The following is a 26,261-nucleotide window of genomic DNA, read 5'->3' as shown; positions in this document are numbered from 1 at the left end:
CCGTGGGAATAGGGTGGAGGCGTGACCGTCGCATCCGTCTCCGAGCTGTTCGACCCCGCCGAGTGGATGCTCGCGCCGGGTGCCGAGGACTACACCGACATCACGGCGCACGTCTCGAACGACGGCCGCATCGCTCGCGTCGCCTTCGCCCGGCCGGAGGTGCGCAACGCCTTCCGCCCGCACACGGTCGACGAGCTGTACCGCGCGCTCGACATCGCCCGGCAGGATCCGCGGATCGGCGTGGTCCTGCTCACCGGCAACGGGCCCAGCCCCAAAGACGGCGGGTGGGCGTTCTGCTCGGGCGGCGACCAGCGCATCCGCGGCCGCGACGGGTACAAGTACTCCGACGATGAGGCCGCGGTGCAGGATCCTGCCCGCGCCGGGCGCCTGCACATCCTCGAGGTGCAGCGCCTCATCCGCTTCATGCCGAAGGTCGTCATCGCGGTGATCCCCGGGTGGGCGGCCGGCGGCGGGCATTCGCTGCACGTCGTGTGCGATCTGTCGATCGCCTCGGCCGAGCACGGCCGCTTCAAGCAGACGGATGCCGACGTCGGCTCCTTCGACGCCGGGTACGGTTCGGCGTACATGGCCCGTCAGACGGGGCAGAAGTTCGCGCGCGAGGTGTTCTTCCTCGCCGAGGAGTACTCGGCCCAGCGCGCCTACGAGGCGGGAGCCGTGAACCGCGTCGTGCCGCACGCCGAGCTGGAGCGAGAAGCGCTCGCGATGGCGCGCACGATTCTCACCAAGTCGCCCACGGCGATCCGGATGCTGAAGTTCGCCTTCAATGCCGTGGACGACGGGATGGTCGGCCAGCAGGTGTTCGCCGGCGAGGCGACGCGTCTGGCCTACGGCACCGACGAGGCCGTCGAGGGCCGCGACGCGTTCCTCGGCAAGCGCGAGCCCGACTGGTCGCCCTACCCCTGGCACTACTGAGGTGCGATGAGGCTCGAGCGGATCGACGGTCACGACCCCCGCGAGGTGCTGGCGGGCCTGCGCGGGGCCGTGCACGGGGCGGGCCCGGCGCTCGCGCTCGGGGAGCCCGCGCATCCGCTGCCCGACGAGGTGCCGGCCGGCACGGCCCTGGTGATCACGACCTCGGGGTCGACCGGTGTGCCCAAGAGCGTCGCGCTCTCCCGCGCCGCGCTGACGGCGAGCGCGCTGGCGACGGCCGAGCGCATCGGCTCGGGCGCGTGGCTGCTGCCGCTGTCGGCGGGGTATATCGCGGGCGTGCAGGTGCTCGTGCGCTCGATCGTCGCCGGGCGCGAGCCGGGCATCCTCGCCGGCCGATTCACGGCCGAGACCTTCGCCGCGGCGGCCGCCGGGCTCTCGTCGTACGAGAACGGCGCTCGCGTGCCGACCTACACCTCGCTCGTCCCCGCGCAGCTGGCGACCGTGCTCGACGCCGCCGCGCACGACGCGTCGGTGGCGGAGGCGCTGCGTTCGTTCGAGGCGATCCTCGTCGGCGGGCAGGCGCTGCCCGTCGCTCTGCGCGAGCGCGCCGCGGCGGCCGGTGCGCGGATCGTGCGCACCTACGGCTCCAGCGAGACGGCGGGCGGCTGCGTGTACGACGGCATCCCGCTCGACGGGGTGCGCGCCCGCGAGGTCGACGGCGAGGTGCAGCTGTCGGGCCCGGTGCTCGCCGACGGGTATCTCGGCGACCCGAAGCAGACGACCCGGCGCTTCGTCGTCGACGAGGGGACGCGCTGGTACCGCACGGGCGATGCCGGCGAGGTGCGGGAGGGCGCTGTGCGCGTGACGGGGCGTCTGGACAACGTCATCGTCTCCGGCGGCGTGAACGTGTCGCTCGATCTTGTCGAACGGATCGTCCAGACGATTCCCGGTATGGAGCAGGCGGTCGTCGTCGGCGTCCCCGATGAACGCTGGGGGCAGGTGCCCGCGGTGGTCGTCGAGACGGCGGCCGGAGACGGCCCGGACGCGCTCGCCCGCATCCGCGATCTCGTGGCCGCGGAGCTGGGCGCTCCTGCGCGCCCCGCCGGCATCCGCGTCGTCGCGCCCCTGCCGCGGCTGTCCTCGGGCAAGCCCGACCGTCGCGCGCTCGCCGCGCAGCTCGCCGGCTGAGTCTCGTTCGGGGCGCATTCTTGCGTTCGGGGCGCAGAAAAGACGCCCCGAACGCGGGGATGCGCCCCGAACCGGCGCGGACGGAGTACATCTGCAGACGGATGCCGGCGGCGGCATGCTCGCGTAGCGTGAGGGGGATGTTCCGCTCCGTTCCCCGTGTCTGGCTCGCCTTCGACATCGTCGGCGCCGTGCTGGGGCTGATCGTGACGGCGCCCATGGGGCTGTCGCTCGTCGTGGGCGAGCCGAGCCCGTGGATCGGCGGCGGGCTCGCCCTCGTGATCCACGTGGTCCTCGCCGTGGTGATGTGGAGCGCAGCTGCCATCGCCCGACTCTCTCCCTCGCTCGCCCTGATCATCGCGTGGATCGCCGCGGTCGCCCAGATGGCGTGCGGATATCTGCCCGCGCCGTTCGACATCGCCGTCTTCGCGGTCGTGTTCGCCACGGCGGCCTGGGGTTCGCGCCACGTGCTCTGGCTCGGCGGCGCCTCGGCGGTCGGGGGCGGCCTGATCGCCGGTGTCTACGTCGCCCTCCTGCAGCGGGATCAGCTCATCCAGGACGCCGGCACCGTGTGGCGCACGCTCACCTTCGGCGGGCTCATCGCCGCGGTCTGCGTGCTCTCGCTCGTGCTGGCCTGGGGCGCGGGCGTGCTCTGGCGCCTCATCGCCCGAGGGCGGCTCACGCGCGAGGCACAGGTCCGCGCCGAGGCGCTCGCGGCGGCGGAGCAGGAGCGCGTGCGCATCGCCCGCGACATGCACGACGTCGTCGCGCACTCGCTCGCGGTCGTCATCGCGCAGGCCGACGGTGCGCGGTATGCGGCCGCCGCCGACCCCGATCAGGCGACCCGGGCGCTCACGACGATCGCGCAGACCTCGCGCGCCGCGCTGTCGGATGTGCGGATGCTGCTGACGCAGCTGCGGCACAGCCAGGGCGACGGTCCGCAGCCGACGCTCGCCGACCTCGAGGAGCTCTACGCGCAGATGCGGGCGGCCGGGCTCGACCCCCGGGTGACGGTCGATCCGACGCCGCCTGGCGAGCCGCCGGCCGCCATCCAGCTGGCGGTGTACCGCATCCTGCAGGAGGCGCTCACCAACGCGCTGCGCCACGGCGCGGGAGGTGCCGAGGTGCGGCTGTCGTGGTGGCCCGACCGTGTCGAGCTCATCGTAGACAACCTCGTCCGCGTCGCTGCGGCCGACCGGGCGGCCGAAGCGACGGGCGCGCGCACGACGGGCGGGCACGGCATCGTCGGGATGCGCGAGCGCGCCCAGCTCGTCGGCGGTACGCTGGCGGCCGAACGGATGGGCGAGCGCTTCGTCGTGCGCGCCGCGCTCCCGATCGGAGGTGCCGCATGATCCGCGTCGTGCTCGTGGACGATCAGGCGCTGTTCCGCGCCGGGATCCGGATGCTCGTGGACTCGCAGCCGGATCTGGAGGTTGTGGGCGAGGCCGGCGACGGGCGCGAGGCGATCGACGTCGTGCGCGCGAGCCGTCCCGATGTGGTGATGATGGACATCCGGATGCCGGTCATGGGCGGCCTGGAGGCGACGGCGCAGATCCTCGCCGCGGCCGATGCGCCGCGTGTCGTCATGCTCACCACGTTCGACCTCGACGAGGCTGCGGCCCGCGCCATCCGGCAGGGAGCGAGCGGGTTCCTGCTGAAGGATGCGGATCCGGAGTTTCTGCTCGCCGCGATCCGCACCGTGCACTCCGGCTCCAGCGTGATCGCCGCGTCGGCCACGCGCGAACTGTTCGCGCACTTCGCCGAGGCGGAGGCGGCTCCCGTCCCGCCGGCCTACGGCGAGCTCACCGACCGCGAGCGTGAGATCTTCGCCCTCGCCGCCCGCGGACTCTCCAACGCCGAGATCGCCGCGCGCGAGTACCTCAGCGAGGCGACGGTGAAGACGCACATCAGCCGAATCCTCGCCAAGCTCGCGTTGCGCGACCGCGTGCAGCTCGTCGTGTTCGCCTTCGAACACGGCCTCGCCTCCTGACTCGCGGCGGTTGCCGGTGTCGTCGCCGCGATCCTCAGCCCCGATCGCCGGCGCGCTCACCTTCGAGACAGATGTGCCGGGCCGATCATCGGCATCATCGCAGCGGGGCTCTCACCGGTGGTGTCGCTGGGCGGCATCGTGGATTCCCCCGGGCGCCTCTTGCTCTGCGGGCGTTGTTGCTGCCACCCGTCCTCACTCGTATATCCCCCCGGTTCCTCCGCTGTGCTCGTCCGAGGACTCCAACAACAGGGAGCGAACAACAGGGAGCGGCTGCGAACCGGATGCGATGTCTTCGCGAACACGATATGACAGACTCGATCCGGGTTCCCCACCGGCAAAGGCCGGCTGCTGCGACCTGACTCCGATGCCTTCACCACATCTCTTCCATAAACGGGTCCTCGTCCCTACGGTCGGCGCCGTGCTGGCGCTGGGGCTCGCCGGGTGCACGACCTCGACTTCCGAGCCGACACCGACCCCGACGAACACGGAGTCGCTCGCGAGCGCGGCCGACGGCGTCAGTTCGTCGGCCAACCTCTTCTTCTCGCTGCTTGCAGCCGCTGACATCGACCCGGACGCCGTGCAGGTCGAGCCTGCGGTGGAGCTGGATCTTGAGGAGCCGCTGTCCGTGCTGCTCACCCCCGAGGTCTACGCACAGATCGAGGATCGTCCGAAGATCCTGTCACTCGACGACGTGATGGTGTCGGGGGACGAGAAGGATGCGACCGCTTCGGTGACCTATGAGATGGCCGGTGATGAGCTGACCGACACGTTCGATCTCCGTCTGATCGGCGAGAACCCGCCGCAGTCCTTGGACTACGCGATCGTCATCCCGAAAGATGAGTTCGGCATCGACGCGACCGGTGTCGACCTGCTTCCGGCTGACACCGAGTACCGGATCCACGGGGTCGATGTCAGCGCCGCTTTCCTCGCGGCGCGCGGCTGGAGCACCGACGGCACAGTCCCTCGGATTCCCGCGTTCGGGGGCACCTATCCGCTGGAGATCACGGTGCCGGGCGTGGAGGGCTTCACCGACACGCTGGAACTGCGGACTTCGACCTTCTACGGCGGAGACGGAACCGACGGAAAGCTGACGGAGTTCGCCCACTCGCACGGCTTCTGATTCCGGGTATTCAGTACCAGTTCACCGACTGCGAGTGGCCCCATGCCGAGCAGGGCGTCCCGTACGCGCGGGAGATGTAGTCCAGACCCCAGCGGATCTGCGTGGTGGCGTTGGTCTCCCAGTCGTCACCGAAGCTGGCCATCTTGCTCCCAGGCAGCGACTGCGGGATGCCGGTGGCACCGCCGTCGCTGTTGTAGGCCCGGTAGTTCCAGCCCGACTCCTTCTGCCACAGCGACTCCAGGCAGGAGAACTGCTCATCGCCCCAGCCGTACTGGTCGGCCGCGATCTCTCGCGCGGTGGCCTTGGCTCCCTCGGGCGTGTTCGCCGCGGCGAGAGCGGCCGCCGCGGCCTGCTGCTCCTGGTGGGCGGCCACAGCGGTGTCGAGCCTGCCGCGCAGGGCGGTGGCCTGCGTCGAGACGAGCTCTGCCTGCTCGGTCAGCGCGGCGGTGAGCGTGGGCAGGGCGAGGCGAGCGTCGGGCGCCCGGGCGACGTCGACATCCTCGACGGCGGCGATCGCCCGCTGGAGACCCGCCGTGTCGGGGATCACCGCGTCGGCGCCCACGTCCAGGCCGGAGCTCTGCACATCGACGGCGATGGCCGTGGCGTCCTCCAGTACGGCGCGCGCGTGCTCGACCGCCGTGTGCGCATCACGGGGGGCGGTGAGGGCGCTCGGCGCCGTGGCCACGCGCTCGGTGGCGGCGACGGCGGGAGCGGCCGTGCTGATGCCCAGACCGAGCACGAGCCCGAGGCAGGCGCCGACGGCGATCGTGGCCCCGGCGATGCGGCGGTGCGCGCGGCGGTGACGGGCGGAGCGGTCGCGGGTGGCGCGGGAGATGCGCTCGGTCGCGGGCTGGTGGTCGGCGGGGGAGAGGGCGGGGTAATCGAGCATGTCGGGCCTGGCGATCCTTCGGGTCGTCGCACGGGGGTATCGGCGGCGCACGGGCACCGACGCAGGTCTGCGTGGCTTCGGGTGCTCCGCAGACGCTTCGCGCACCCTCGGGTCGGACGCGCAAGGTAACGATTCTGCAGCAGCACGTCTGGATGCCCCCTTCGTGAAACCTGGACACGCGGTGTGAGCGCGCACCCCGTCGGCGCGGGAGGTCTGTCGGCGCGAGAGGATCATCCTCGCGATGTACGCGGGTTGCATCCGACGGGCGATGCGGCCGTGCGGCGCCGCTTCGTAGCGTCGAAGGCATGGAGATCACGACCAGCGACCTCGGGCTCGCGGCCCGCGTGCAGCACCTCACCAAGACCTACGGATCCGGCGGCGGCGCCGTGCGCGCCCTCGACGACGTGAGCGTCGGCATCCGTCGCGGGCAGTTCACCGCGATCATGGGGCCGTCGGGCTCGGGCAAGTCCACGCTCATGCACATCATGGCGGGGCTGGATGCGCCCACCGACGGCCGAGCCTGGATCGGCGACACCGAGATCACCGGGCTCGGCGACCTGGAGATGACCGTCCTGCGCCGACGGCGGGTGGGGTTCGTATTCCAGTCGTTCAACCTCGTGCCCACCCTGGATGCGCTGGGCAACATCATGCTGCCCTTCGAGCTCGACGGCAGGCGTCCCTCGGCGATCGAACGGGCGCGGATCGACGGGCTCGTCCAGACGCTCGGCCTGGGAACCCGCCTGCGGCACCGCCCGCACCAGCTCTCCGGCGGTCAGCAGCAGCGCGTGGCGATCGCCCGGGCCCTGGCCACCGCGCCCGATCTCGTGTTCGCCGACGAACCCACCGGCAACCTCGACTCGGCCACCGGCCGCGAGGTGCTTCAGCTGCTCGCCACCGCGAGCCGCGAGCACGGGCAGTCGATCGCGATGGTGACGCACGACGCCATCGCCGCGAGTCACGCCGACCGGGTGCTGTTCCTCGGCGACGGGCGCATCGTCGCCGATCATCCGCGTCGGAGCGCCGAGCAGATCGCCGCCCACATGCTTGCGGCGGAGGTGGCGGTATGACCGCCGCGGCCGCGGCGCCGGTCGCATCGCCCGAGGCGCCGCGCGTGCTCCCCGAGCTTCCGCTCGCACCGTCGCGGCTGGCCTGGCTGCGCGACCGAGGGATGGGCGCGAGCGTGCTGGTGGCGGCGCTCGCCGCCGCGTTCGGGGTATTCCTCGTCGAGGCCACCGCCTACATCGGCGCACTGCTGCAGGCCGATCCGTTCCTCGGCGACAGCGGCACTCTCGCGATCGTCGTCGTCATTCTCACCGTGCTGCTCACCGGCGTCGCGATGTACGTGGCCGCCATCGTCACGGCAAACACCTTCGCGACGATCATCGCCGGCCGCACCCGACGGATCGCGCTGCTGCGGCTCATCGGCGCCTCGGCCCGTTCGCAGCGCGCAGAGGTCGCCGGCCAGGGGCTGATCGTCGGCATCCTCGGGGCGGCTCTCGGCGTCGTGCTCGGCGTGGGCCTGGCGGCGGCGGGGGCGGCGGTCGCCGCCCGGCTGCTCGCCGGTGCGCCGGACGGCTTCAGCATCGCGCAGCCCGCCGCCGCGCTGCCGGCGGTCGGTGTCGTGCTGACCACCTGGGTCGCCGCGTGGGTGGGCTCGCGACGCGTGCTCGCGGTCACGCCGCTGCAGGCGCTGGGCGGGTCGGCCGAGCGCAGTCACGACGAGGTCGCCGCCCGGCCCGCCAGGCACATCGGCGCGCTCGTGCTCCTCGTCGTCGGCGCCGCGCTGCTGGTGGCGGGAGTCGTCGTGGGCTTGACCACCCCGCTCGGCGTCGTCATCGCCTTCGTCGGCGGCGTGCTGTCGTTCACGGGGCTGGCGAGCGGGGCCGTGCTGGTGATGCCGCCCGTGCTGCGCCTGGTGGGCCGGCTGTTCGGTGACAGCGCCACGGCGCGCCTGGCGGCCGAGAACGCGCTGCGGTATCCCGAACGGTCCAGCCGCATGGCGATCGGCGTCGTGATGGGGGTCGCGCTCGTGACGATGTTCGCCGTCGCGCTGGAGTCGGTGAAGGCTCTGCTGCTGCGGCAGACGAGTGAGGGGACGCCCGCGGACTTCTTCGCGCCCATGGAGGCCTTCGCCGCGATCATGATGGTGCTCGTCGCCGTCTCGGCGGTGATCGCCGCGGTGGGCTTGGTGAACCTGCTCACCGTCGGCGTCGTCCAGCGCCGCCGCGAGCTCGGTCTGCTGCGCGCGATCGGACTCAGCGGGGCGCAGGTGCGCCGGGTCGTGCTGCTGGAGGCCGTGCACATCACGGTCGCCGCCACCGCGACCGGGCTCGTTCTCGGCATCGCCTACGGCTGGATCGCGGCCCAGTCGCTGCTGGGCTCGGTGCCCGTGCTTCCGTCGTTCGAGCCGGCCGGATTCGTGGCCCCCGCCGTGCCGTGGCTGCCGGTGGCGATCATCGTCGCGGCGACCGGGGTGCTCACGCTCGTCGCCTCGGTCGCGCCGACGCGGTTGGCCACGCGCGTCGCGCCGGTCGAGGCGCTCGCCGCCGACTGAACGCGGGCGCGCGCAACCGGCTCAGCGGCTCAGCCGTCCTGGAGCTGCGGCGTCACGGGCTCCTGCGCCCAGGTCGGGGCGAGGCGGCGGATGCGCGCCGCGCGCCACTGCCACACCGCCCAGAGCAGCGGCCAGAGCAGGGCCGCCGTGGGGCCGCCGATCACCAGGCGATCACGCCACATGGTGCGCGAGGGGTTGCGCGGGTCGGGTGAGACGGCCATCTGGTGGTCCCACACGTCCAGGCTCGCGAGGGGACCGCTCAGCGGTATGCCGCTGTCGCGGAGGATGCGCACGGGCACTCCGCGATGGATCGCCTGCCGATCCGACACGCTGATGAGCTGACGCCCGATCGGGATCACGCCGAACAGGCGCAGCTGCACGGCCGCCGACTCCCTCGGGTCGGGCTCGACCGTGACGACGCGCGCCTCGGCCGCATCCAGCGCCTCGACCCGCACGAGCGGGCCGTAGAACTCGGTGAGCACGCTCTGCGAGTGCAGTGCCCGCCAGGCGGCATCGGCATCCGTGTCGATCGAGAGTTTCAGCAGGATCCTCATGCGCCCATCCAAGCATCCGACGCCCGCGCATCCGATCCCGCGCGGGTGACAGTGCTCACCGGGGTCGCTGAGCGGCTCGACGCGCGGCGGCCGTGATCTCGCGCCGGGTCCAGCGGAAGGCGTGGCGCTCGTCGAACCGGCGCGAGCAGCGCGCACACGAGGTGGGCCTGGTGGGTCGGCGGTGCCGATACGTGATGTGCCCGGCGGGGCACCGGCCCACCCACGGGGCGAGCTCGGTGGCCGTCTCTCCGTCGTGCGTCGTGCCGCCGACGTAACCGAGCCCCTCGGCCACCGTCTTCCACGCCGGGCCGTGTGCGGCGGCATGGCCCGCGAGCGCGTGGGCGACCTCGTGCAGCAGCACCTGATGGATCTCGTCGTCGTCGAAGCGGGCGGCGAGATACTTCGACACAGTGATGCGCTTGTCGCGGTAGTTGCACAGGCCGGCGCGCCGCTTCGCGCTGTCGAATCCGAATCGCCACGACTCGTCCAGATGCAGGCGAATGAGGGCCTCGCCCCAGGTGCGCACACGGTCCAGATCGGCCATGGAGAAAGGCTAGGTCATGCCGCCGACATGGGCTGCGGGCGCGGTCAGCTCGCCGCGACGGCGAGGTCGCGCCGCCGCTCCACGGCCTCGATCGACAGCAGCACCGACTCGAGGGTCGCGTCGTCGGCGCCCGTCTCGCGGCGCAGGAACAGCGTGTGCTTGAAACTCTCCCGTGCCGTGTCGTAGTCGCCCGCTTCGAAGGCGTTGCGTCCGTGATGCTGGTGCGCGAAGGCGGCGATCGACGCCCAGCCCTGCCCTTCGGCCTCGCTCGCGCACGTCGCCAGCGCCTGCTCGGCCGCCGCGTGCGCCCCGCGGTACTGCTGCACGGTGGCGAGCAGGATGCGTGCGCGCAACAGCTCCTTGCGCGTGCCGGCCATGCGCGCCTGCCGCACGGTCTCCTCGCCGAGAGCGAGCGCCTCATCGAGCCGGCCCAGCACCTTCAGCAGCCAGACGCGCTCGAGCAGGGAGGGGATGCTGCGCTGCTGCTCGATCTCGTCGAGACGCGCCTCGCATTCCGACGGGTCGACCAGTTCGCGGAGGGTCGAAGCGTCGTATCCCTTGATGAAACCCACGTTCGCTCTCCTCTCCACGGGCGTTCGCGCTCAGTCTGCCTGCGGCCGCCCGGAATCCTCGGCGGCGCGCCCGCGAATCGCGGATCGGAGGGGGTGCTGAAGTCAGCGCAGGAAGATCGACGCGTCGGGGCGCGGGGAGTCCGTCGCCGAGGCGTCGGTGACGATCGCCGCATCCTTCGCGAAGGCCTCGGCCTCGGCGCCGTGCGCGACCTTGGCCGGATGCGGCCCTGCCGCGAGCACGCGGGCCAGCGCATCCGCGGGCAGCGGACGCGTCGAGGCTGTCAGCACGAGGTTGCCGAAGCGGCGACCCTTGAGGATCTGGGCGTCGGCGAGGATCGCCACCTCGGGCAGCACCGTGCGGATGGTCGCGACCTGCCGGCGCGCGAAGGCGAGCCCCGGCCCGTCGGCCACGTTCACGAGCAGCACGCCGTCGGATGCCAGCAGTCGCGCGATCTCGCCGTAGAACTCCGCACTCGTGAGGTGCGCCGGGGTCTGAGCTCCGGAGTAGACGTCGGCGATCACGAGATCGACGTTGCCGCGCAGGGCGGGAGGCAGTCGCCGCAGGCCCTCTCGTGCATCGCCGATCCGCACGCGCACGGCGGCGCCGCGGGGCAGGGGAAGATGCTCGCGCACGAGGCCGACGAGCGCCGGCTCGAGCTCGATCACCTGCTGGCGCGATCCTGGCCTCGTCGCCGCGAGGTAGCGCGGCAGGGTCATGCCGCCCGCGCCGAGGTGCACGGCCGTGAGCGGCGCGCCCGGGACGCCGAGCTGGTCGATCACCGCGCCCATTCGCACGACGTACTCGAAGTGCAGGTGGGTCGGGTCGTCGAGGTCGATGTGCGACTGCGGAGTCTCGTCGATGAGCAGCTCGAATCCGCCGCCGTACGACGACGGCACGACGCGCGCGATCCCTCCCGAGCCCAGGCGCGCCGACGGATGCTCCGCATCCCTCGCCCTCGATCTGCCCACCCCGCGAGCCTATTCGCTTCTCTCGCCCGGCCGGATGGGTAGTCTCGTCGGATGGACGACGACGAACGCCTCGCCGCGGGCGTGCTGTGGCCCGGATTCTTCGGCACCGAACCCCCGCGGTGGTTGCGCGAGCGTCTGCGCGCAGGTCTTGCCGGGGTCGTGTACTTCGGCCAGAACCTGGGCGGCGATGTGGCGGCGCTGAGTGCCGCGATCCGGGCGGAGAACCCGCGGGCGCTCATCGGCATCGACGAGGAGGGCGGCAGCGTCACCCGGCTCGAGACCGAGACCGGCTCGACGCTTCCCGGGGCGGCGCAGCTGGGCATCGTCGACGACCTTCGGGCGACCAGGGCCACCGGCGCCGAGCTAGCCCGCCGGCTGCGCGCCGTGGGGGCGGATGTGCTGCTCGGCCCGGTCGCCGACGTCAACACCGACCCGCGCAACCCCGTCATCGGCGTGCGCTCCTTCGGCGACGACGCCGCCCTCGTCTCGCGCCATGTCGCCGCGGAGGTCGAGGGCGTGCAGCGCGGCGGCGTGGCCGCGTGCGTCAAGCACTTCCCCGGGCACGGCGACACGCATCTCGACTCGCACCACGCGCTGCCCGTCGTCGGGGCGGATGCGGCCGAGATGGACCGGGTGCACCTCGCACCGTTCCGCGCCGCCGTCGAGGCGGGCGTCGACGCGGTCATGACGGCGCACATCGTCGTGCCCGCCTGGGGCGAGGAGCCCGCGACGCTGAACCCCCGCGTGCTCGGCCTGCTGCGGGCGATGGGCTTCGAAGGCGTTATCATCACCGACGCGCTCGACATGGCTGCCATCCGAGAATCCGTCGGGATCGGCGGGGGCGCCGTGCGCGCTCTGGCCGCGGGCGCGGACCTGCTGTGCATCGGAAACCCCACCAACCCGGGCGATGCGGCCGCCGCCGACCAGGACGAGCAGGACTTCCTCGCCGCGTTCGGCGCCGTCGTCGCGGCACTGCGCGACGGATCGTTGCCGCGCGAGCGGGTGTCCGAGGCGGCCGAACGCGTGGCGTGGCTGGCCGAGCGCCTGGCCACCGCATCCGCCGCAGACGCCTCGTCCGCCCCCGCCGATGCCGGCCTCTTCGCCGACGTCGTCGACCGATCGCTCGTCGTGCGCGGTGAACTCGGGGCGAAAGCCGCAGGACTCGCCGTGATCGACGCGCGTCGGGCGTCGAGCCTCGCCGTCGACAGCGGCGCCGCCTACGCGGGCGAAGAGCTCGCCGTGGACGGATGGCGCGAGCGGATCGATCCGGCGCGGGCGAGTGCGTCCGAGCGCGCCGAGACGATCGGCCGCGCGCGCGCCGCCGCGCAGGAGCGGGGGCTGCGAGTCGCCGTGCTCGTGGATGCCATAGCGACAGGCGGCCCCCAGCGCACCCTGTGCGAGGAGGTCGCCGTCGCCGTGCCGGATGCGGTGATCGTCGATGTGGGCATCGCAGCCCAGGACGAGACGGGCGCCCTGCCCGTCGTCGAGGTGCACGCCACGAGCCGGATCGGATCCGCCCGTGCCCGGGCGCTGCTCGCGACCACGACGAGCTGAACGGCTCCGAAGACGGAAGGGCGTTGAAGGTCGGCGCGGTATACCGCAGGATCCGACGGAGGTCAAGATTCTCGCTGGACAGCCGGTCCATTCCGACGTATAGTTGTTCTTTGCGCCTCGCTCCCTCCTGCCCTCATATGGTGGTCGGCAGAATCCCGCACCTTCCCGCATGCTCTCGCGGTGATCGTCGTGCGGGCCGAGTTGCGGCGCACTCCACCTGACGACTGAGGAATCGAGAAGCCCTTCGGGGCTCACGGAGGTTATTCCCTTGGCTGCTGCTCGCAACGCATCCACCCCCACCACCATCAAGAACGGACGCGGCGCATCCCGCCTCTCGTTCGCCAAGATCTCCGACACGCTGACGGTCCCCGACCTGCTGGCCCTGCAGACGGAGTCGTTCGACTGGCTCGTCGGCAACGACGCCTGGCGCAAGCGCCTCGCCGAGGGCAAGAAGGCCGGCCGCAAGGATCTGGCCGAGCACAGCGGTCTGGAGGAGATCTTCGAGGAGATCTCCCCGATCGAAGACCTCAGCGAGACCATGCAGCTGAGCTTCACCAACCCGTACCTCGAGCCCGAGAAGTACTCCATCGCCGAGTGCAAGGAGCGCGGCAAGACCTACGCCGCCCCGCTCTACGTCGAGGCCGAGTTCATGAACCACCAGACCGGTGAGATCAAGACCCAGACGGTCTTCATGGGCGACTTCCCGCTGCAGACCGCCAAGGGCACGTTCATCATCAACGGCACCGAGCGCGTCGTCGTCTCGCAGCTCGTCCGCTCGCCCGGCGTCTACTTCGACAAGACCCCCGACAAGACGTCCGACAAGGACATCGTCTCCGCCCGCGTCATCCCCTCCCGCGGCGCCTGGCTCGAGTTCGAGATCGACAAGCGCGACCAGGTCGGCGTGCGCATCGACCGCAAGCGCAAGCAGTCCGTCACCGTCTTCCTCAAGGCCCTCGGCCTGACCAGCGAGGAGATCCTCGCCGAGTTCGCCGGCTTCGGCTCCATCGAGGAGACGCTGGCCAAGGACACCATCGTCACCAAGGAAGACGCGCTGCGCGACATCTACCGCAAGCTCCGTCCGGGCGAGCAGGTGGCCGCCGAGGCCGCCCGCGCGCTGCTGGACAACTTCTACTTCAACCCGAAGCGCTACGACCTGGCCAAGGTGGGTCGCTACAAGATCAACCAGAAGCTCGGCCTGGACGAGCCGCTGAACGCCTCGGTGCTCACGGTCAAGGACATCGTCGAGACGATCAAGTACCTCGTGCGCCTGCACGCGGGGATCGAGACGTTCGAGGGCATCCGCGGCGGCAAGAAGGCGGAGATCCGCCTCGCCACGGACGACATCGACAACTTCGGCAACCGCCGCATCCGCGCCGTCGGCGAGCTCATCCAGAACCAGGTCCGCACGGGTCTGAGCAGGATGGAGCGCGTCGTGCGCGAGCGCATGACGACGCAGGACATCGAGGCGATCACGCCGCAGACCCTGATCAACGTGCGCCCCGTCGTCGCCGCGATCAAGGAGTTCTTCGGCACCTCGCAGCTGTCGCAGTTCATGGATCAGAACAACCCGCTCGCGGGCCTGACCCACAAGCGCCGCCTCTCGGCCCTGGGCCCTGGGGGCCTCAGCCGCGACCGCGCCGGCGTCGAGGTGCGCGACGTGCACCCCTCGCACTACGGCCGCATGTGCCCGATCGAGACGCCGGAAGGCCCGAACATCGGTCTGATCGGATCGCTCGCGACCTTCGCGCGCATCAACTCGTTCGGCTTCATCGAGACCCCGTACCGCCGCGTCGTCGACGGCAAGGTCACCGATGACATCGACTACCTGACCGCCGCCGAGGAGGTCGACTTCAACATCGCGCAGGCCAACGCCCCGCTCGGTGCGAAGGGCGAGTTCCTGGAGAGCCACGTGCTGGCCCGCCCCCGCGGCGGATCCGGCGAGGTCGACCTGTTCCTGCCCGAGGAGATCGGCTACATCGACGTCTCGCCGCGCCAGATGGTGTCGGTGGCGACCTCGCTCGTGCCGTTCCTCGAGCACGACGACGCGCAGCGCGCGCTCATGGGCGCCAACATGCAGCGCCAGGCCGTGCCGCTGCTGCGCAGCGAGTCGCCGCTGGTCGGAACCGGTATGGAGGGCTACGCGGCCATCGACGCCGGTGACGTCATCACCACCGAGAAGGCCGGTGTGGTCAGCGAGGTCTCGGCCGACCGCGTCGTCGTCGCCCTCGACGAGGGCGGCACGCAGGAGTACTACCTGCGCAAGTTCGACCGCTCGAACCACGGCACCAGCTACAACCAGCGCGTCGTGGTCTCCGATGGCGACCGCGTCGAGGTCGGCGAGGTCATCGCCGACGGACCGGCCACGGAGAACGGCGAGCTCGCGCTCGGCAAGAACCTTCTCGTCGCGTTCATGACGTGGGAGGGCCACAACTTCGAAGACGCGATCATCCTCAGCCAGGACCTGGTGAAGGACGACACGCTCTCCTCGATCCACATCGAGGAGTACGAGGTCGACGCCCGCGACACCAAGCTCGGCAAGGAGGAGATCACCCGCGACCTCCCCAACGTCAGCCCCGAGCTGCTCAAGGATCTCGACGATCGCGGCATCATCCGCATCGGCGCCGAGGTGCGCCCCGGCGACATCCTCGTCGGCAAGGTCACGCCGAAGGGCGAGACCGAGCTGAGCGCCGAGGAGCGCCTGCTGCGCGCGATCTTCAACGAGAAGAGCCGCGAGGTGCGCGACACGTCGCTGAAGGTGCCGCACGGTGAGCAGGGCACGGTCATCGCCGTCAAGGAGTTCAACGCCGAGGACGGCGACGACGAGCTCGGCTCGGGCGTCAACCGCCGCGTCGTGGTCTTCATCGCCCAGAAGCGCAAGATCACCGAGGGCGACAAGCTCGCCGGTCGTCACGGCAACAAGGGCGTCATCGCCAAGATCCTGCCGGTGGAGGACATGCCGTTCCTCGCCGACGGAACCCCGGTCGACGTCATCCTCAACCCGCTCGGCATCCCCGGCCGCATGAACTTCGGCCAGGTGCTCGAGACGCACCTCGGCTGGATCGCCAAGCACGGCTGGAAGATCGAGGGCAATCCGGAGTGGGCCGCCCACGTGCCGAAGGAGGCCTTCGAGGCAGCCCCCGGCACCAAGGTCGCCACCCCGGTGTTCGACGGCGCCGAGGAGCGCGAGATCGCGGGTCTGCTCGACCAGACCCTGCCCAACCGCGACGGCGACCGGATGATCGACTCGACGGGCAAGACCACCCTGTTCGACGGCCGCTCCGGCGAGCCGTTCCCCGGGCAGATCTCGGTCGGCTACATGTACATCCTGAAGCTGCACCACCTCGTCGACGACAAGATCCACGCTCGTTCGACCGGCCCCTACTCGATGATCACCCAGCAGCCGCTCGGCGGTAAGGCCCAGTTCGGCGGCCAGCGCTTCGGTGAGATGGAGGTGTGGGCGCTGGAGGCCTACGGCGCCGCGTACGCGCTGCAGGAGCTGCTCACGATCAAGTCCGACGACATCCTCGGCCGCGTCAAGGTGTACGAGGCGATCGTCAAGGGCGAGAACATCCAGGAGCCGGGCATCCCCGAGTCGTTCAAGGTGCTCATGAAGGAGATGCAGTCGCTCTGCCTGAACGTCGAGGTGCTCTCGGCCGACGGCACGGCGGTCAACCTCCGCGACACCGACGATGAGGCGTTCCGGGCCGCGGAGGAGCTGGGCATCAACATCTCCAGCCGCTTCGAGTCCGCCTCGATCGACGAGATCTGATCTCGGCCAGACCCACTTCTTCAGAGAATTTCGACACAGGAGAACTAGTGCTCGACGCAACAACTTTCGATGAGCTTCGCATCGGTCTGGCCACTGCCGACGACATCCGTCGGTGGTCCTACGGTGAGGTCAAGAAGCCCGAGACCATCAACTACCGCACCCTCAAGCCCGAGAAGGACGGTCTGTTCGGTGAGCAGATCTTCGGCCCTTCCCGCGACTGGGAGTGCGCCTGCGGCAAGTACAAGCGGGTGCGCTTCAAGGGCATCGTGTGCGAGCGCTGCGGAGTGGAGGTCACCAAGAGCTCCGTGCGCCGCGAGCGCATGGGCCACATCGAGCTGGCCGCCCCGGTCACGCACATCTGGTACTTCAAGGGCGTGCCCTCGCGTCTGGGCTACCTGCTCGACATGGCGCCGAAGGACCTCGAGAAGGTCATCTACTTCGCCGCGTACATGGTGATCTCCGTCGACGAGGATGCGCGTCACCGCGATCTCGCCACGCAGGAGAACAACATCCGCCTCGAGCTGAAGACCCTCGGCGACCGTCGCGACGCGAAGATCGCCGAGCGCATGTCCAAGCTGGAGGAGGAGCTCGCCGCCCTGGAGGCGGAGGGCGCCAAGGCCGACGCCAAGAAGAAGGTGAAGGACGCCGCGGAGAAGGAGATGACCCTCATCCGCAAGGGCGCCGACGAGGCCATCGGCAAGCTGGAGCGCGTGTGGGAGGACTTCCGCACCCTCGAGGTGGGCATGCTGCGCCCCGAGGACGACGTGTTCCACGAGCTGCAGGACCGGTTCGGCCAGTACTTCGAGGCCTACATGGGCGCCGAGTCGATCCAGAAGCGCCTGGAGAGCTTCGACCTGAAGGGCGAGGCCGAGAAGCTTCACCTGCAGATCTCGGAGGGCAAGGGCCAGCGCAAGATCCGTGCGATCAAGCGCCTCAAGGTCGTCAACTCGTTCCTCGAGACGGGCATGAGCCCGGCCTCGATGGTGCTCGACGTCGTGCCGGTGATCCCGCCGGAGCTGCGCCCGATGGTGCAGCTCGACGGCGGTCGTTTCGCCACGAGCGACCTCAACGACCTGTACCGCCGCGTGATCAACCGCAACAACCGCCTCCGTCGCCTGATCGACCTCGGCGCCCCCGAGATCATCGTGAACAACGAGAAGCGGATGCTGCAGGAGGCGGTCGACGCGCTCTTCGACAACGGCCGCCGCGGACGCCCCGTCACCGGCACCGGCAACCGCGCGCTGAAGTCGCTGTCCGACATGCTCAAGGGCAAGCAGGGCCGGTTCCGCCAGAACCTGCTCGGCAAGCGCGTGGACTACTCGGGTCGTTCGGTCATCGTCGTCGGTCCGCAGCTCAAGCTGCACCAGTGCGGTCTGCCCAAGGAGATGGCGATCGAGCTGTTCAAGCCGTTCGTCATCAAGCGCCTGATCGACCTGGGCCACGCCCAGAACATCAAGGCCGCCAAGCGGGCCGTCGAGCGCTACCGTCCCGAGGTGTGGGACGTGCTCGAGGAGATCATCCGCGAGCGCCCCGTGCTGCTCAACCGCGCCCCCACGCTGCACCGCCTGGGCATCCAGGCCTTCGAGCCGCAGCTCGTGGAGGGCAAGGCCATCCAGCTGCACCCGCTCGTGTGCGCGGCGTTCAACGCCGACTTCGACGGCGACCAGATGGCCGTGCACCTGCCGCTGTCGGTGGAGGCCCAGGCCGAGGCGCGCGTGCTCATGCTCGCCTCGAACAACATCCTCAAGCCCTCGGACGGCCGTCCGGTCACCCTGCCCTCGCAGGACATGATCATCGGCCTTCACCACCTGACCACCGTCAAGGAGGGCGCCGCCGGTGAGGGGCGCGCCTTCGGCTCGGTGGGCGAGGCGATCCTGGCCAAGGACGAGGGCACCCTCGACCTGCAGGCCAAGGTGCGCATCCGCATCCCGGGTCTGACCTTCCTCGAGGGCGAGGCCCCCGAGGGCTACGAGCGCCACGGCCTCGTGGATGCGTCGCTCGGCCAGGCGATCTTCAACGACGCGCTGCCGAAGGGCTACCCCTTCGTGCGCGAGGTCGCCGACAAGGGCAAGCTGTCGCAGATCGTCAACAAGCTCGCCGAGGAGTACCCCAAGGTCGAGACGGCGGCGACGCTGGACCGCATCAAGGACGCCGGCTTCCACTGGGCCACGCGTTCGGGCGTCACCGTCGCGCTGAGCGACATCCTCACTCCGCCGGACAAGGCCGAGATCGTGGCGCGCCACGAGCAGCAGGCCGCGAAGGTGCAGGGCCAGTACGAGAAGGGCCTCACGACCGACGCCGAGCGTCGTCAGGAGCTCATCAAGATCTGGACCGAGGCGACCGACGAGGTTCAGGCCGCGATGCGGGCGAACTTCCCCGAGGACAACAACATCAACCGCATGGTGTCCTCCGGCGCCCGTGGTAACTGGCTGCAGATCCGCAACATCGCGGGTATGCGCGGTCTGGTGAACAACCCCAAGGGCGAGATCATCCCGCGTCCGATCATCTCCTCGTACCGCGAGGGGCTGAGTGTGGCGGAGTACTTCATCGCCACGCACGGCACCCGCAAGGGTCTGGCCGACACCGCCCTGCGCACGGCCGACTCGGGCTACCTGACCCGTCGCCTGGTGGACGTCTCGCAGGATGTCATCATCCGCGAGGACGACTGCGGCACGGCCAAGGGTCTGGAGCTGCCGATCGCCGCGCCGAACACGGCCGGCGAGCTGGTGCGCGACGCGAACGTCGAGAACTCGGTGTTCGCCCGCACGCTGGCCGCGGATGTGGTCGGCGAGTCCGGCGACGTGCTGGCCACGGCCGGTGAGGATGTCGGCGACGTGCTCATCGACAAGCTCGTCGAGGCGGGCGTCGAGAGCATCAAGGTGCGCTCGGTGCTCACCTGCGACTCGGCCGTCGGCGTCTGCGCGAAGTGCTACGGCCGCTCGCTGGCCACCGGCAAGACCGTCGACATCGGCGAGGCCGTGGGCATCATCGCCGCGCAGTCGATCGGTGAGCCCGGCACGCAGCTGACGATGCGCACCTTCCACACCGGTGGATCGGCCTCGGCCGACGACATCACGCAGGGTCTTCCCCGCGTGCAGGAGCTGTTCGAGGCGCGCACTCCGAAGGGCGCATCCCCGATCGCCGAGGCCGACGGCCGCATCGCGATCGAGGAGACCGACAAGAGCAAGAAGGTCATCCTCACGCCCGACAACGGCGACGAGGAAGTGGTCTACCCGGTGCTCAAGCGTGCAACGCTCCTCGTCGAGGACGGCCAGCACGTCACGGTCGGTCAGCCCCTCCAGGTCGGCACGCTCGACCCCAAGGAGGTCATGCGCGTCATGGGCGCCCGCGAGGTGCAGAAGTACCTCGTCGGCGGTGTGCAGGGCGTGTATCGCTCGCAGGGTGTGCCGATCCACGACAAGCACATCGAGGTCATCGTGCGCCAGATGCTGCGCAAGGTCACCGTGGTCGACCACGGCGACACGGTGCTGCTGCCCGGTGAGATGGTCGACGCGCGTCGTTACCAGGACATCAACCGCGAAGCGGTCGCGTCGAGCAAGCGCCCGGCGTCGGGCCGCCCCGAGCTGATGGGTATCACCAAGGCGTCGCTGGCCACCGAGTCGTGGCTGTCGGCCGCTTCCTTCCAGGAGACGACCCGCGTGCTCACGCAGGCCGCCATGGAGGGCAAGAGCGACCCGCTGGTGGGGCTGAAGGAGAACGTCATCATCGGAAAGCTCATCCCTGCCGGGACGGGTCTGCGCCGCTACCGCGACATCACGGTGGAGGCGACCGAGGAGGCCAAGAGCGAGCGCTACCCGAACCGGATCTTCGCATCCGACGGGGCGTACGCCGACGGCGACTTCGGGTACGTCGACTTCGACGCGTTCTCGACCGACGACATCACGCCCGGTACGTACAACTGAGTTCGATGACGTCGGCGAAGGCCCGGATCCTCAGGGATCCGGGCCTTCGCTGTTGCGGGCTGCGCGTACGCTGGCGTCGTGTGCGCACAGGCGGACGAGGGCGGTCGCGTCGTCGTGATCGGCGAGGCGCGCATCATCGAGGTGCGCGATCGTCGCGGGATGCGTGAGACGGTGGGCGGGGCGGGTGCGGCGATCGCCGTGCGCCTGGCCCGTGCGGGGCTGTCGGTGTCGCTGGCGGCCGCGATGCCGGCCGGGCGAGGCGGCGAGCACATCCGTCGGTACCTCGAGGATCACCGCGTCACGATAATGCCGGTGGCATCGGCCGCTGCCACCGGCGCGACGCGGGTGATCGAGATCGGCGTCGACGGGGTCGCGCATGTCATCGGGCGGGACCGCGCGGAGGCGGGGAGCGCGGCGCTGGATGCCATCGTCTCGACCGCCATCGCGGATGGCCTCGCCGACCTCGCGCACGAGGGCGGGCGCATGCATCCGCTCGTGCGCCGACCCGACCCGTGGGGTGCGCCGGAAGAGCTTCGGCGACTCGGCACGTGAGCGCCGCGCCCGTGGGCCCGCGGATTTCCTGAGCCTGAGCGCGACGGGTATGATTGTGGATCGCGCCCCCGGTCGGCTGAACAAGCGGGACGGGCGTGCACTGGCGAGTTGCCCGAGCGGCCAAAGGGAGCTGACTGTAAATCAGCCGTCATCGACTTCACAGGTTCGAATCCTGTACTCGCCACCCAACGAAGAACGGCCCCCGCGATCGCGGGGGCCGTTCTTCGTTCGGGAGAGAGCTCCGAGAAACGCGCGTCACCCGACGTTGCGGATGAGGATGCGCCAGCGCTCGGGGCCCTCGTCGAGGTAGCGGGCGCGGTAGGCGTCGCCGTGGCGCGCCTCGAGCTGGGTGAGCAGCGGCACCGGGTCGTGCGTGGCGGAGATCACCATGGCCGATCCGGGGCGCAGCGACTCGATGGCGCCGAAGATGGCGGCGTGGCGGACGGCGTGCGGGATGGTCTGCACGTCCAGCTCGGGGAGCTCCTCGTCGACCTCGCCGCAGGTGCATCCGGCGGTGGGGCTCTGGTCCACGGCCTCGTCGCGGGAACGGTGGATATCGATGTGACCCATGGGGATTCTCCTGTCGCGGGCGGATGCGATGACGCTCTCCATTTTATTACACTGAGAGACGTGGAAAATAATCCTGGTGGGTCCGGCCGCGAACGCGTGCTCGCGGCGCTCGAGAGCCGCATGCGGACGATCCCGGAGCTCGTGCACGAGACCGGACTGCACGAGAACACCGTGCGCGGGCACCTCGAGCGTCTGCGCGCTGAGGGGCTGATCCGCCGCGAGCGGCAGGACCCCGACGGGCGCGGTCGTCCCGCCTGGAGATGGTCGCTCATCGACGCCCGCGACGCGGACCCCGCGCTGGGTCTGGTGGTCGCTCTCGCCGAGTCCCTGAGCGATGCGGCCGCGGACCCCTCGGCGCGTGCCCGCGCAGCCGGGGTCGCCTGGGGGCGCCGACTCGCGGCCCAGCGCGCGGAGCAGGACGGCCCGGCCCTGGTCGCCGCCGTGATGCAGGATCAGGGCTTCGCCCCCGAGAAACAGGATGCGCCGGGAGCGGACGACTCCCGGCGCATGCGCCTCCTGCGCTGTCCGCTGCTGGCCGCCGCCCGGGGCCGCACAGATACCGTGTGCGCCGTGCACGAGGGACTCGTCGAGGGCCTTCTGCGGGCGCGCGATGACGCGGGCCGCGCGATGTTGGCGCCCTTCGCCGCCGTCGGCGGCGCCTGCGCGCTGAGCCTGCGGGACGCGTCGTGACCCGGGCGCGGCACGCCTTCGCAGGACAACCCCGCCGTGACCAGGTGCGGGACACCGGCGCCGGTCGCCGCCGCCCGTCGTGGCGCCTGATCTGGCTGGTCCCTGCCGCGGTCGCCCTGCTCATCGGCCTGGATGCCGGCCTGCTGCTGCTCGGCCTTCCCGCCCCCGTCGACGCCGCCCGCCTGCCCGATGTGCACGGGATGCTGCTGACGCTCGGCTTCGTCGGCACGCTCATCTCGCTCGAACGCGCCACCGCCCTGGCGCGCTGGTACGGCTACCTTGCTCCGGCGCTGCTGGGTCTGGGCGGTCTGCTGTTGGTAGCCGCCCCCGTGCCGCTGATCGTCGCCAAGGGCGTGCTCGTCGCGGGTGCCGCCGCGTTCGCACTCGTTTACATCCCGCTGTGGCGGCGGCAGCACGACGCGCCCCTGCTCACCCAGCTGCTGGCGGCCGTGCTGGCGCTGGCCGGGGCCATCCTGTGGCTGAACCAGGACACCATGTACCGCATCGTGCCGTGGCTGTTCGGCTTCATCATCCTCACGATCGCCGCCGAACGGGTGGAGCTGGCGCGCATCACCATGGGGCCCCGCGCCGGCGGGCGCCTGCTCGCCCTTGCCTGGGCGATGACCGGTGCGCTCGTCGTGGGCGTGGCGCTGCCGGATGCGGGCGCGGTGCTGCTGGGACTGTCGATCCTGTCGCTGACGGTCTGGCTGCTCGTGCACGACGTCGCCCGCCGTACGATCCGCGCCGACGGTTCGGCGCGGTACATGGCGGCGTGCATCCTCGCCGGCTACGTGTGGCTCGCCGTCGCCGGGGCCATCCTTCTCTTCGGCCACCTCGCGCCCGGCGCCGCGTACGACGCGGCCGTGCACGCGGTGTTCCTCGGGTACACGTTCTCGATGATCATGGCGCACGCGACGACGATCCTCCCCGCCGTGCTGCATATCGCACTGCCTTATCGCGCGGCGTTCTGGATTCCCGCGGCGCTCCTGCAGGCAGGGCTGGTCATCCGGCTGTGGCCGGGCGACGGCGTCGGATCCGAGCTCGCCCTGCGCGTGGGCGGGGTGATCGGCGTCGTGGCGCTCGTGCTGTTCATGCTCACGGCTCTGACCAGTGCGATCCTCGGCCCGCCGCGTGCTCCCGCGAAGGCGACAACGGGGGAGGCGGAATGACCATTCCGATGCGCACCGGGGATGCGCCGGCGCACGCGGCGAAGCCCGTCGAGCAGGGCTTCTGGCCCCTGCGCGATCTTCCGACGGCGATCTGGCTGATCCTCACGGTCGTCGCCGTGCTCGTGCACCGCAGTATCCCCGCACCGCGGTGGCTCATGATCCACCTGCTCCTGCTCGGAGCGGTCACCCACGCGATCCTCGTGTGGAGCCCGTACTTCGCCGCGGCGCTGCTGCGCACCCCGGCGGCGGGGGACCGGCGGATGCAGAGCATCCGTCTGCTGCTGGCCAACGCCGGTGCGGCGCTGGCGATCGTCGGCGTCGTCGCACCGCTGTGGGCGCTGACGGTCGTCGGCGCGGCCGCGCTCATCGTCGCGGTGTCGTGGCACACGGTCGATCTGGCGCTGCGGATGCGCCGCGCGATGCCCGGTCGATTCGGCGGGACGGTGCGCTACTACATCGCCTCCGCGCTGCTGCTCGTGCTCGGCGCGGCGCTGGGCGCCTGGCTCGCGCACGGTCCGCACGCCGAGGGCCTGATGCTCTCCCACGCGCTGCTGAACGTGCTCGGCTGGATCGGGCTGACGGTGGCGGGCACGGTCGTCACCCTCTGGCCGACGATCCTGCGCACCCGCGCCGACGAGCACGCTCCGCGGGGTGCGGCCCGGGCACTGCCGATCCTCGCAGCTGGCGTGCTCGTCGCGGCCGTCGGTGCCGCGCTGTCGATGACCCCGGTCCTCGCCGTGGGACTACTGGCGTACCTGGCCGGCCTCGTCGTGCTCGGCGTCTCGCTCGCCCGGGCAGCCGCCGCGGCTCCGCCGCGCAGCTTCCCGGCGCTGTCCGTGGGCGCAGCCCTGCTGTGGTGGACCGGATGCGTGGCGTGGCTGATCATCGGCTCCACCGCGGCGTTCGTCGCGGACGCCGGTTTCGTCGCCGTGCTGCGCCTTGTCGACCAGGTCGTCCCGTACCTTGTCGCCGGTTTCGCCGCGCAGGTGCTCGTCGGCGCGCTGAGCCACCTCATCCCCGTCGTGCTCGGCGGCGGGCCGACACCGGTGCGGTGGGGGACGGCGGCCTTCGACCGCTTCGGACCGCTGCGGGTGAGCGTCGCCAACGCCGCTCTCGTCGTGTGTGCGCTGCCGGTGTCGAGCCTCATCCGGGTGGTCGCCTCGATCCTTTACCTCCTCGCGATGGCGTCGTTCCTGGTGGTGTCGCCGATGGCGATGCGCGCCCAGCGGCGCGCCAAGGCGGAGACCGCGGGCGCCGTGCCCTCTGGCGAACGGAAGGGTCCTCTCGTGGCGGAGGATCCACGCGCGGACGCGACGACCCGCGGACGCCGCGCCGGGCAGGCCGTCGCGGGGCTGGCCGCCGTCGTGCTCGCCGTCGCGGTCACGGCCGCGGCGGATCCGGTCGGGCTCGGATGGGGCGCGGCGCCGACCGGCGACGCGGACGCCCCCGTGCGGACCGTGCAGGTCGAGGCTGCCGGTATGCGCTTCACCCCGAACGTCATCGAGGTGCCCGCGGGCACCCGCCTGGTCATCGAACTGATCAACACCGACGCCTCGCAGGTGCACGACCTCGTCTTCGCCAACGGCGTCGCCGGCACGAGGCTGGCCCCGGGTGAGTCGGAGACGATCGACGTCGGCGTCATCACGGAAGACGTCGAGGGCTGGTGCTCCATCATCGGGCACAAGCAGATGGGGATGACGCTCTCGATCGTCGCCGTGGGCTCCGACGGGGCCGCGACCGGCGGAGGCGCCGAACACGACCACGACGGCATGGGCGATCACACCGGCATGGACGACGACGCCGACATGGGTGGCATGGACATGGGTGGCGCGCCGGGGGAGGGGTTCGAGCCCTTCCCCGCCGAACTGGATCCTCTGCCCGCATCCGACGGCCCCGTCACGCACACCCTCACCCTCGCGGCGCGCGATGTGGAGACCGAGGTCGCCCCGGGCATCACCCAGACGCTGTGGACGTATGGCGGCACGGCCCCCGGCCCCGTGCTGCACGGGCGCGTGGGCGACACGTTCGTCGTCACCCTCGTCAACGACGGCGACATGGGTCATTCGATCGACTTCCACGCCGGATCCCTCGCCCCCGACGAACCCATGCGCACGATCGCGCCGGGGGAGAGCCTCACCTACACGTTCACCGCGACCCGTGCCGGCATCTGGATGTACCACTGCTCGACCATGCCGATGACCGCGCACATCGCCAACGGCATGTACGGGGCGGTCGTCATCGAGCCTGACGACCTGCCCGCCGTGGACCGCAGCTACGTGCTGGTGCAGGGCGAGTACTACCTCGGCGACCACGACGGCGGCGTCGTCGACCTCGACGCGCTGGCCACCGGGCGCCCCGATCTGGTCGTGTTCAACGGCTACGCCAACCAGTACGATCATGCGCCGCTGCCGGCGCGGGTCGGCGAGCGGGTGCGCGTCTGGGTGCTGGATGCCGGGGTCGAGCGGCCCACGAGCTTCCACGTGGTGGGCGGCCAGTTCGACACCGTGTGGTCGGAGGGGCGCTATCTCATCGACCGCGTCGAGGGCGCCGGATCGCAGGCGCTCGGGCTCATGCCCGCCCAGGGCGGTTTCGTGGAGCTGATCTTCCCCGAGGCCGGGCACTACCCCTTCGTCTCGCACTTCATGATCGATGGAGAGCGCGGTGCGCACGGCGTCTTCGACGTCACCGGGTGACCGAGGGACGCGGCCGGGGAGCCGGGAACGTCGGGGCGGCGTTCGGGGCTCAGCGGGCGCCGGGGCTTGGCAG

At 70.9% G+C, this 26,261-nt stretch carries 20 protein-coding genes and 1 tRNA gene; 15 read left to right on the top strand and 6 right to left on the bottom strand.

The window, feature by feature from the left end; genetic code table 11:
- Positions 1–21 precede the first annotated feature (21 nt).
- The 5 genes from BKA02_RS02785 to BKA02_RS02765 all read left to right on the top strand — a co-directional run bounded on the left by BKA02_RS02785 (position 22) and on the right by BKA02_RS02765 (position 5,186).
- Positions 22–933: a 1,4-dihydroxy-2-naphthoyl-CoA synthase gene (locus BKA02_RS02785; RefSeq protein ID WP_179431093.1), complete on the top strand. Its 912-nt coding sequence runs from the start codon at positions 22–24 to the stop codon at positions 931–933.
- 6 nt (positions 934–939) lie between these two features.
- Complete coding sequence (locus BKA02_RS02780; protein ID WP_179431091.1) at positions 940–2,079, top strand: AMP-binding protein; 1,140 nt, start codon at positions 940–942, stop codon at positions 2,077–2,079.
- Positions 2,080–2,216: 137 nt separating this feature from the next.
- Entirely contained in the window at positions 2,217–3,428 is a 1,212-nt protein-coding gene (locus tag BKA02_RS02775) for a sensor histidine kinase (RefSeq protein WP_179431089.1), read from the top strand.
- A complete protein-coding gene (locus BKA02_RS02770; RefSeq protein WP_179431087.1) occupies positions 3,425–4,066 on the top strand; it encodes a response regulator in 642 nt (213 codons plus the stop codon). Before BKA02_RS02775 ends, BKA02_RS02770 begins: the two co-directional genes overlap by 4 nt.
- A 364-nt stretch (positions 4,067–4,430) precedes the next feature.
- Complete coding sequence (locus tag BKA02_RS02765; RefSeq protein ID WP_179431085.1) at positions 4,431–5,186, top strand: hypothetical protein; 756 nt, start codon at positions 4,431–4,433, stop codon at positions 5,184–5,186.
- A gap of 10 nt (positions 5,187–5,196) precedes the next feature.
- On the opposite strand, the gene BKA02_RS02760 is transcribed toward BKA02_RS02765, so the two are convergent.
- Positions 5,197–6,075 (bottom strand): aggregation-promoting factor C-terminal-like domain-containing protein, encoded by an 879-nt coding sequence (locus tag BKA02_RS02760; RefSeq protein ID WP_218844423.1) that lies wholly within the window; start codon positions 6,073–6,075, stop codon positions 5,197–5,199.
- 305 nt (positions 6,076–6,380) lie between these two features.
- Here BKA02_RS02760 and BKA02_RS02755 point away from each other — a divergent pair, with 305 nt between their 5' ends.
- Complete coding sequence (locus BKA02_RS02755) at positions 6,381–7,142, top strand: ABC transporter ATP-binding protein (protein WP_179431083.1); 762 nt, start codon at positions 6,381–6,383, stop codon at positions 7,140–7,142.
- Positions 7,139–8,629, top strand: coding sequence for an ABC transporter permease (locus BKA02_RS02750; RefSeq protein WP_179431081.1), 1,491 nt, complete (start codon positions 7,139–7,141; stop codon positions 8,627–8,629). The genes BKA02_RS02755 and BKA02_RS02750 overlap by 4 nt, the downstream gene beginning before the upstream one ends.
- 29 nt (positions 8,630–8,658) lie before the next feature.
- On the opposite strand, the gene BKA02_RS02745 is transcribed toward BKA02_RS02750, so the two are convergent.
- The 4 genes from BKA02_RS02745 to BKA02_RS02730 all read right to left on the bottom strand — a co-directional run bounded on the left by BKA02_RS02745 (position 8,659) and on the right by BKA02_RS02730 (position 11,268).
- Entirely contained in the window at positions 8,659–9,183 is a 525-nt protein-coding gene (locus BKA02_RS02745; protein ID WP_179431079.1) for a hypothetical protein, read from the bottom strand.
- Between the two features lie 55 nt (positions 9,184–9,238).
- On the bottom strand, positions 9,239–9,727 hold the full coding sequence (locus BKA02_RS02740; protein WP_179431077.1) for a SprT-like domain-containing protein: 489 nt from the start codon (positions 9,725–9,727) through the stop codon (positions 9,239–9,241).
- Between the two features lie 44 nt (positions 9,728–9,771).
- Entirely contained in the window at positions 9,772–10,299 is a 528-nt protein-coding gene (locus BKA02_RS02735) for a hypothetical protein (RefSeq protein ID WP_179431075.1), read from the bottom strand.
- A gap of 102 nt (positions 10,300–10,401) precedes the next feature.
- Positions 10,402–11,268: a fused MFS/spermidine synthase gene (locus BKA02_RS02730; protein ID WP_179431073.1), complete on the bottom strand. Its 867-nt coding sequence runs from the start codon at positions 11,266–11,268 to the stop codon at positions 10,402–10,404.
- A gap of 51 nt (positions 11,269–11,319) precedes the next feature.
- On the opposite strand from BKA02_RS02730, the gene BKA02_RS02725 reads away from it, so the two are divergent.
- The 5 genes from BKA02_RS02725 to BKA02_RS02705 all read left to right on the top strand — a co-directional run bounded on the left by BKA02_RS02725 (position 11,320) and on the right by BKA02_RS02705 (position 21,250).
- A complete protein-coding gene (locus tag BKA02_RS02725; RefSeq protein WP_179431071.1) occupies positions 11,320–12,822 on the top strand; it encodes a glycoside hydrolase family 3 protein in 1,503 nt (500 codons plus the stop codon).
- Positions 12,823–13,090: 268 nt separating this feature from the next.
- Complete coding sequence (gene rpoB / locus BKA02_RS02720) at positions 13,091–16,591, top strand: DNA-directed RNA polymerase subunit beta (protein ID WP_179431069.1); 3,501 nt, start codon at positions 13,091–13,093, stop codon at positions 16,589–16,591.
- 47 nt (positions 16,592–16,638) lie between these two features.
- Positions 16,639–20,514, top strand: a complete 3,876-nt coding sequence (gene rpoC / locus BKA02_RS02715; protein WP_179431067.1) for a DNA-directed RNA polymerase subunit beta' — start codon at positions 16,639–16,641, stop codon at positions 20,512–20,514.
- Positions 20,515–20,592: 78 nt separating this feature from the next.
- Entirely contained in the window at positions 20,593–21,066 is a 474-nt protein-coding gene (locus BKA02_RS02710; RefSeq protein ID WP_179431065.1) for a carbohydrate kinase family protein, read from the top strand.
- 102 nt (positions 21,067–21,168) lie between these two features.
- Positions 21,169–21,250: transfer RNA gene (locus BKA02_RS02705), tRNA-Tyr, on the top strand.
- A 71-nt stretch (positions 21,251–21,321) separates the two neighbouring features.
- Here BKA02_RS02705 and BKA02_RS02700 read toward each other — a convergent pair.
- Positions 21,322–21,636, bottom strand: a complete 315-nt coding sequence (locus tag BKA02_RS02700) for a DUF2249 domain-containing protein (RefSeq protein WP_179431063.1) — start codon at positions 21,634–21,636, stop codon at positions 21,322–21,324.
- 60 nt (positions 21,637–21,696) lie between these two features.
- Here BKA02_RS02700 and BKA02_RS02695 point away from each other — a divergent pair, with 60 nt between their 5' ends.
- From BKA02_RS02695 to BKA02_RS02685, 3 genes are read left to right on the top strand one after another with little or no spacing between them, the layout of a single operon-like run.
- On the top strand, positions 21,697–22,326 hold the full coding sequence (locus BKA02_RS02695) for an ArsR family transcriptional regulator (protein ID WP_179431062.1): 630 nt from the start codon (positions 21,697–21,699) through the stop codon (positions 22,324–22,326).
- Complete coding sequence (locus BKA02_RS02690; protein WP_218844421.1) at positions 22,323–23,495, top strand: hypothetical protein; 1,173 nt, start codon at positions 22,323–22,325, stop codon at positions 23,493–23,495. Before BKA02_RS02695 ends, BKA02_RS02690 begins: the two co-directional genes overlap by 4 nt.
- Complete coding sequence (locus BKA02_RS02685) at positions 23,492–26,188, top strand: multicopper oxidase domain-containing protein (protein ID WP_246285960.1); 2,697 nt, start codon at positions 23,492–23,494, stop codon at positions 26,186–26,188. Before BKA02_RS02690 ends, BKA02_RS02685 begins: the two co-directional genes overlap by 4 nt.
- The last annotated feature ends 73 nt before the right edge of the window (positions 26,189–26,261 follow it).

This window comes from Microbacterium pseudoresistens (assembly GCF_013409745.1).
In the GTDB taxonomy this organism is placed as follows: domain Bacteria; phylum Actinomycetota; class Actinomycetes; order Actinomycetales; family Microbacteriaceae; genus Microbacterium; species Microbacterium pseudoresistens.
The sequence above is the reverse complement of the archived record's forward strand: the minus strand, read 5'-3'. Positions and strand labels throughout refer to the sequence as shown.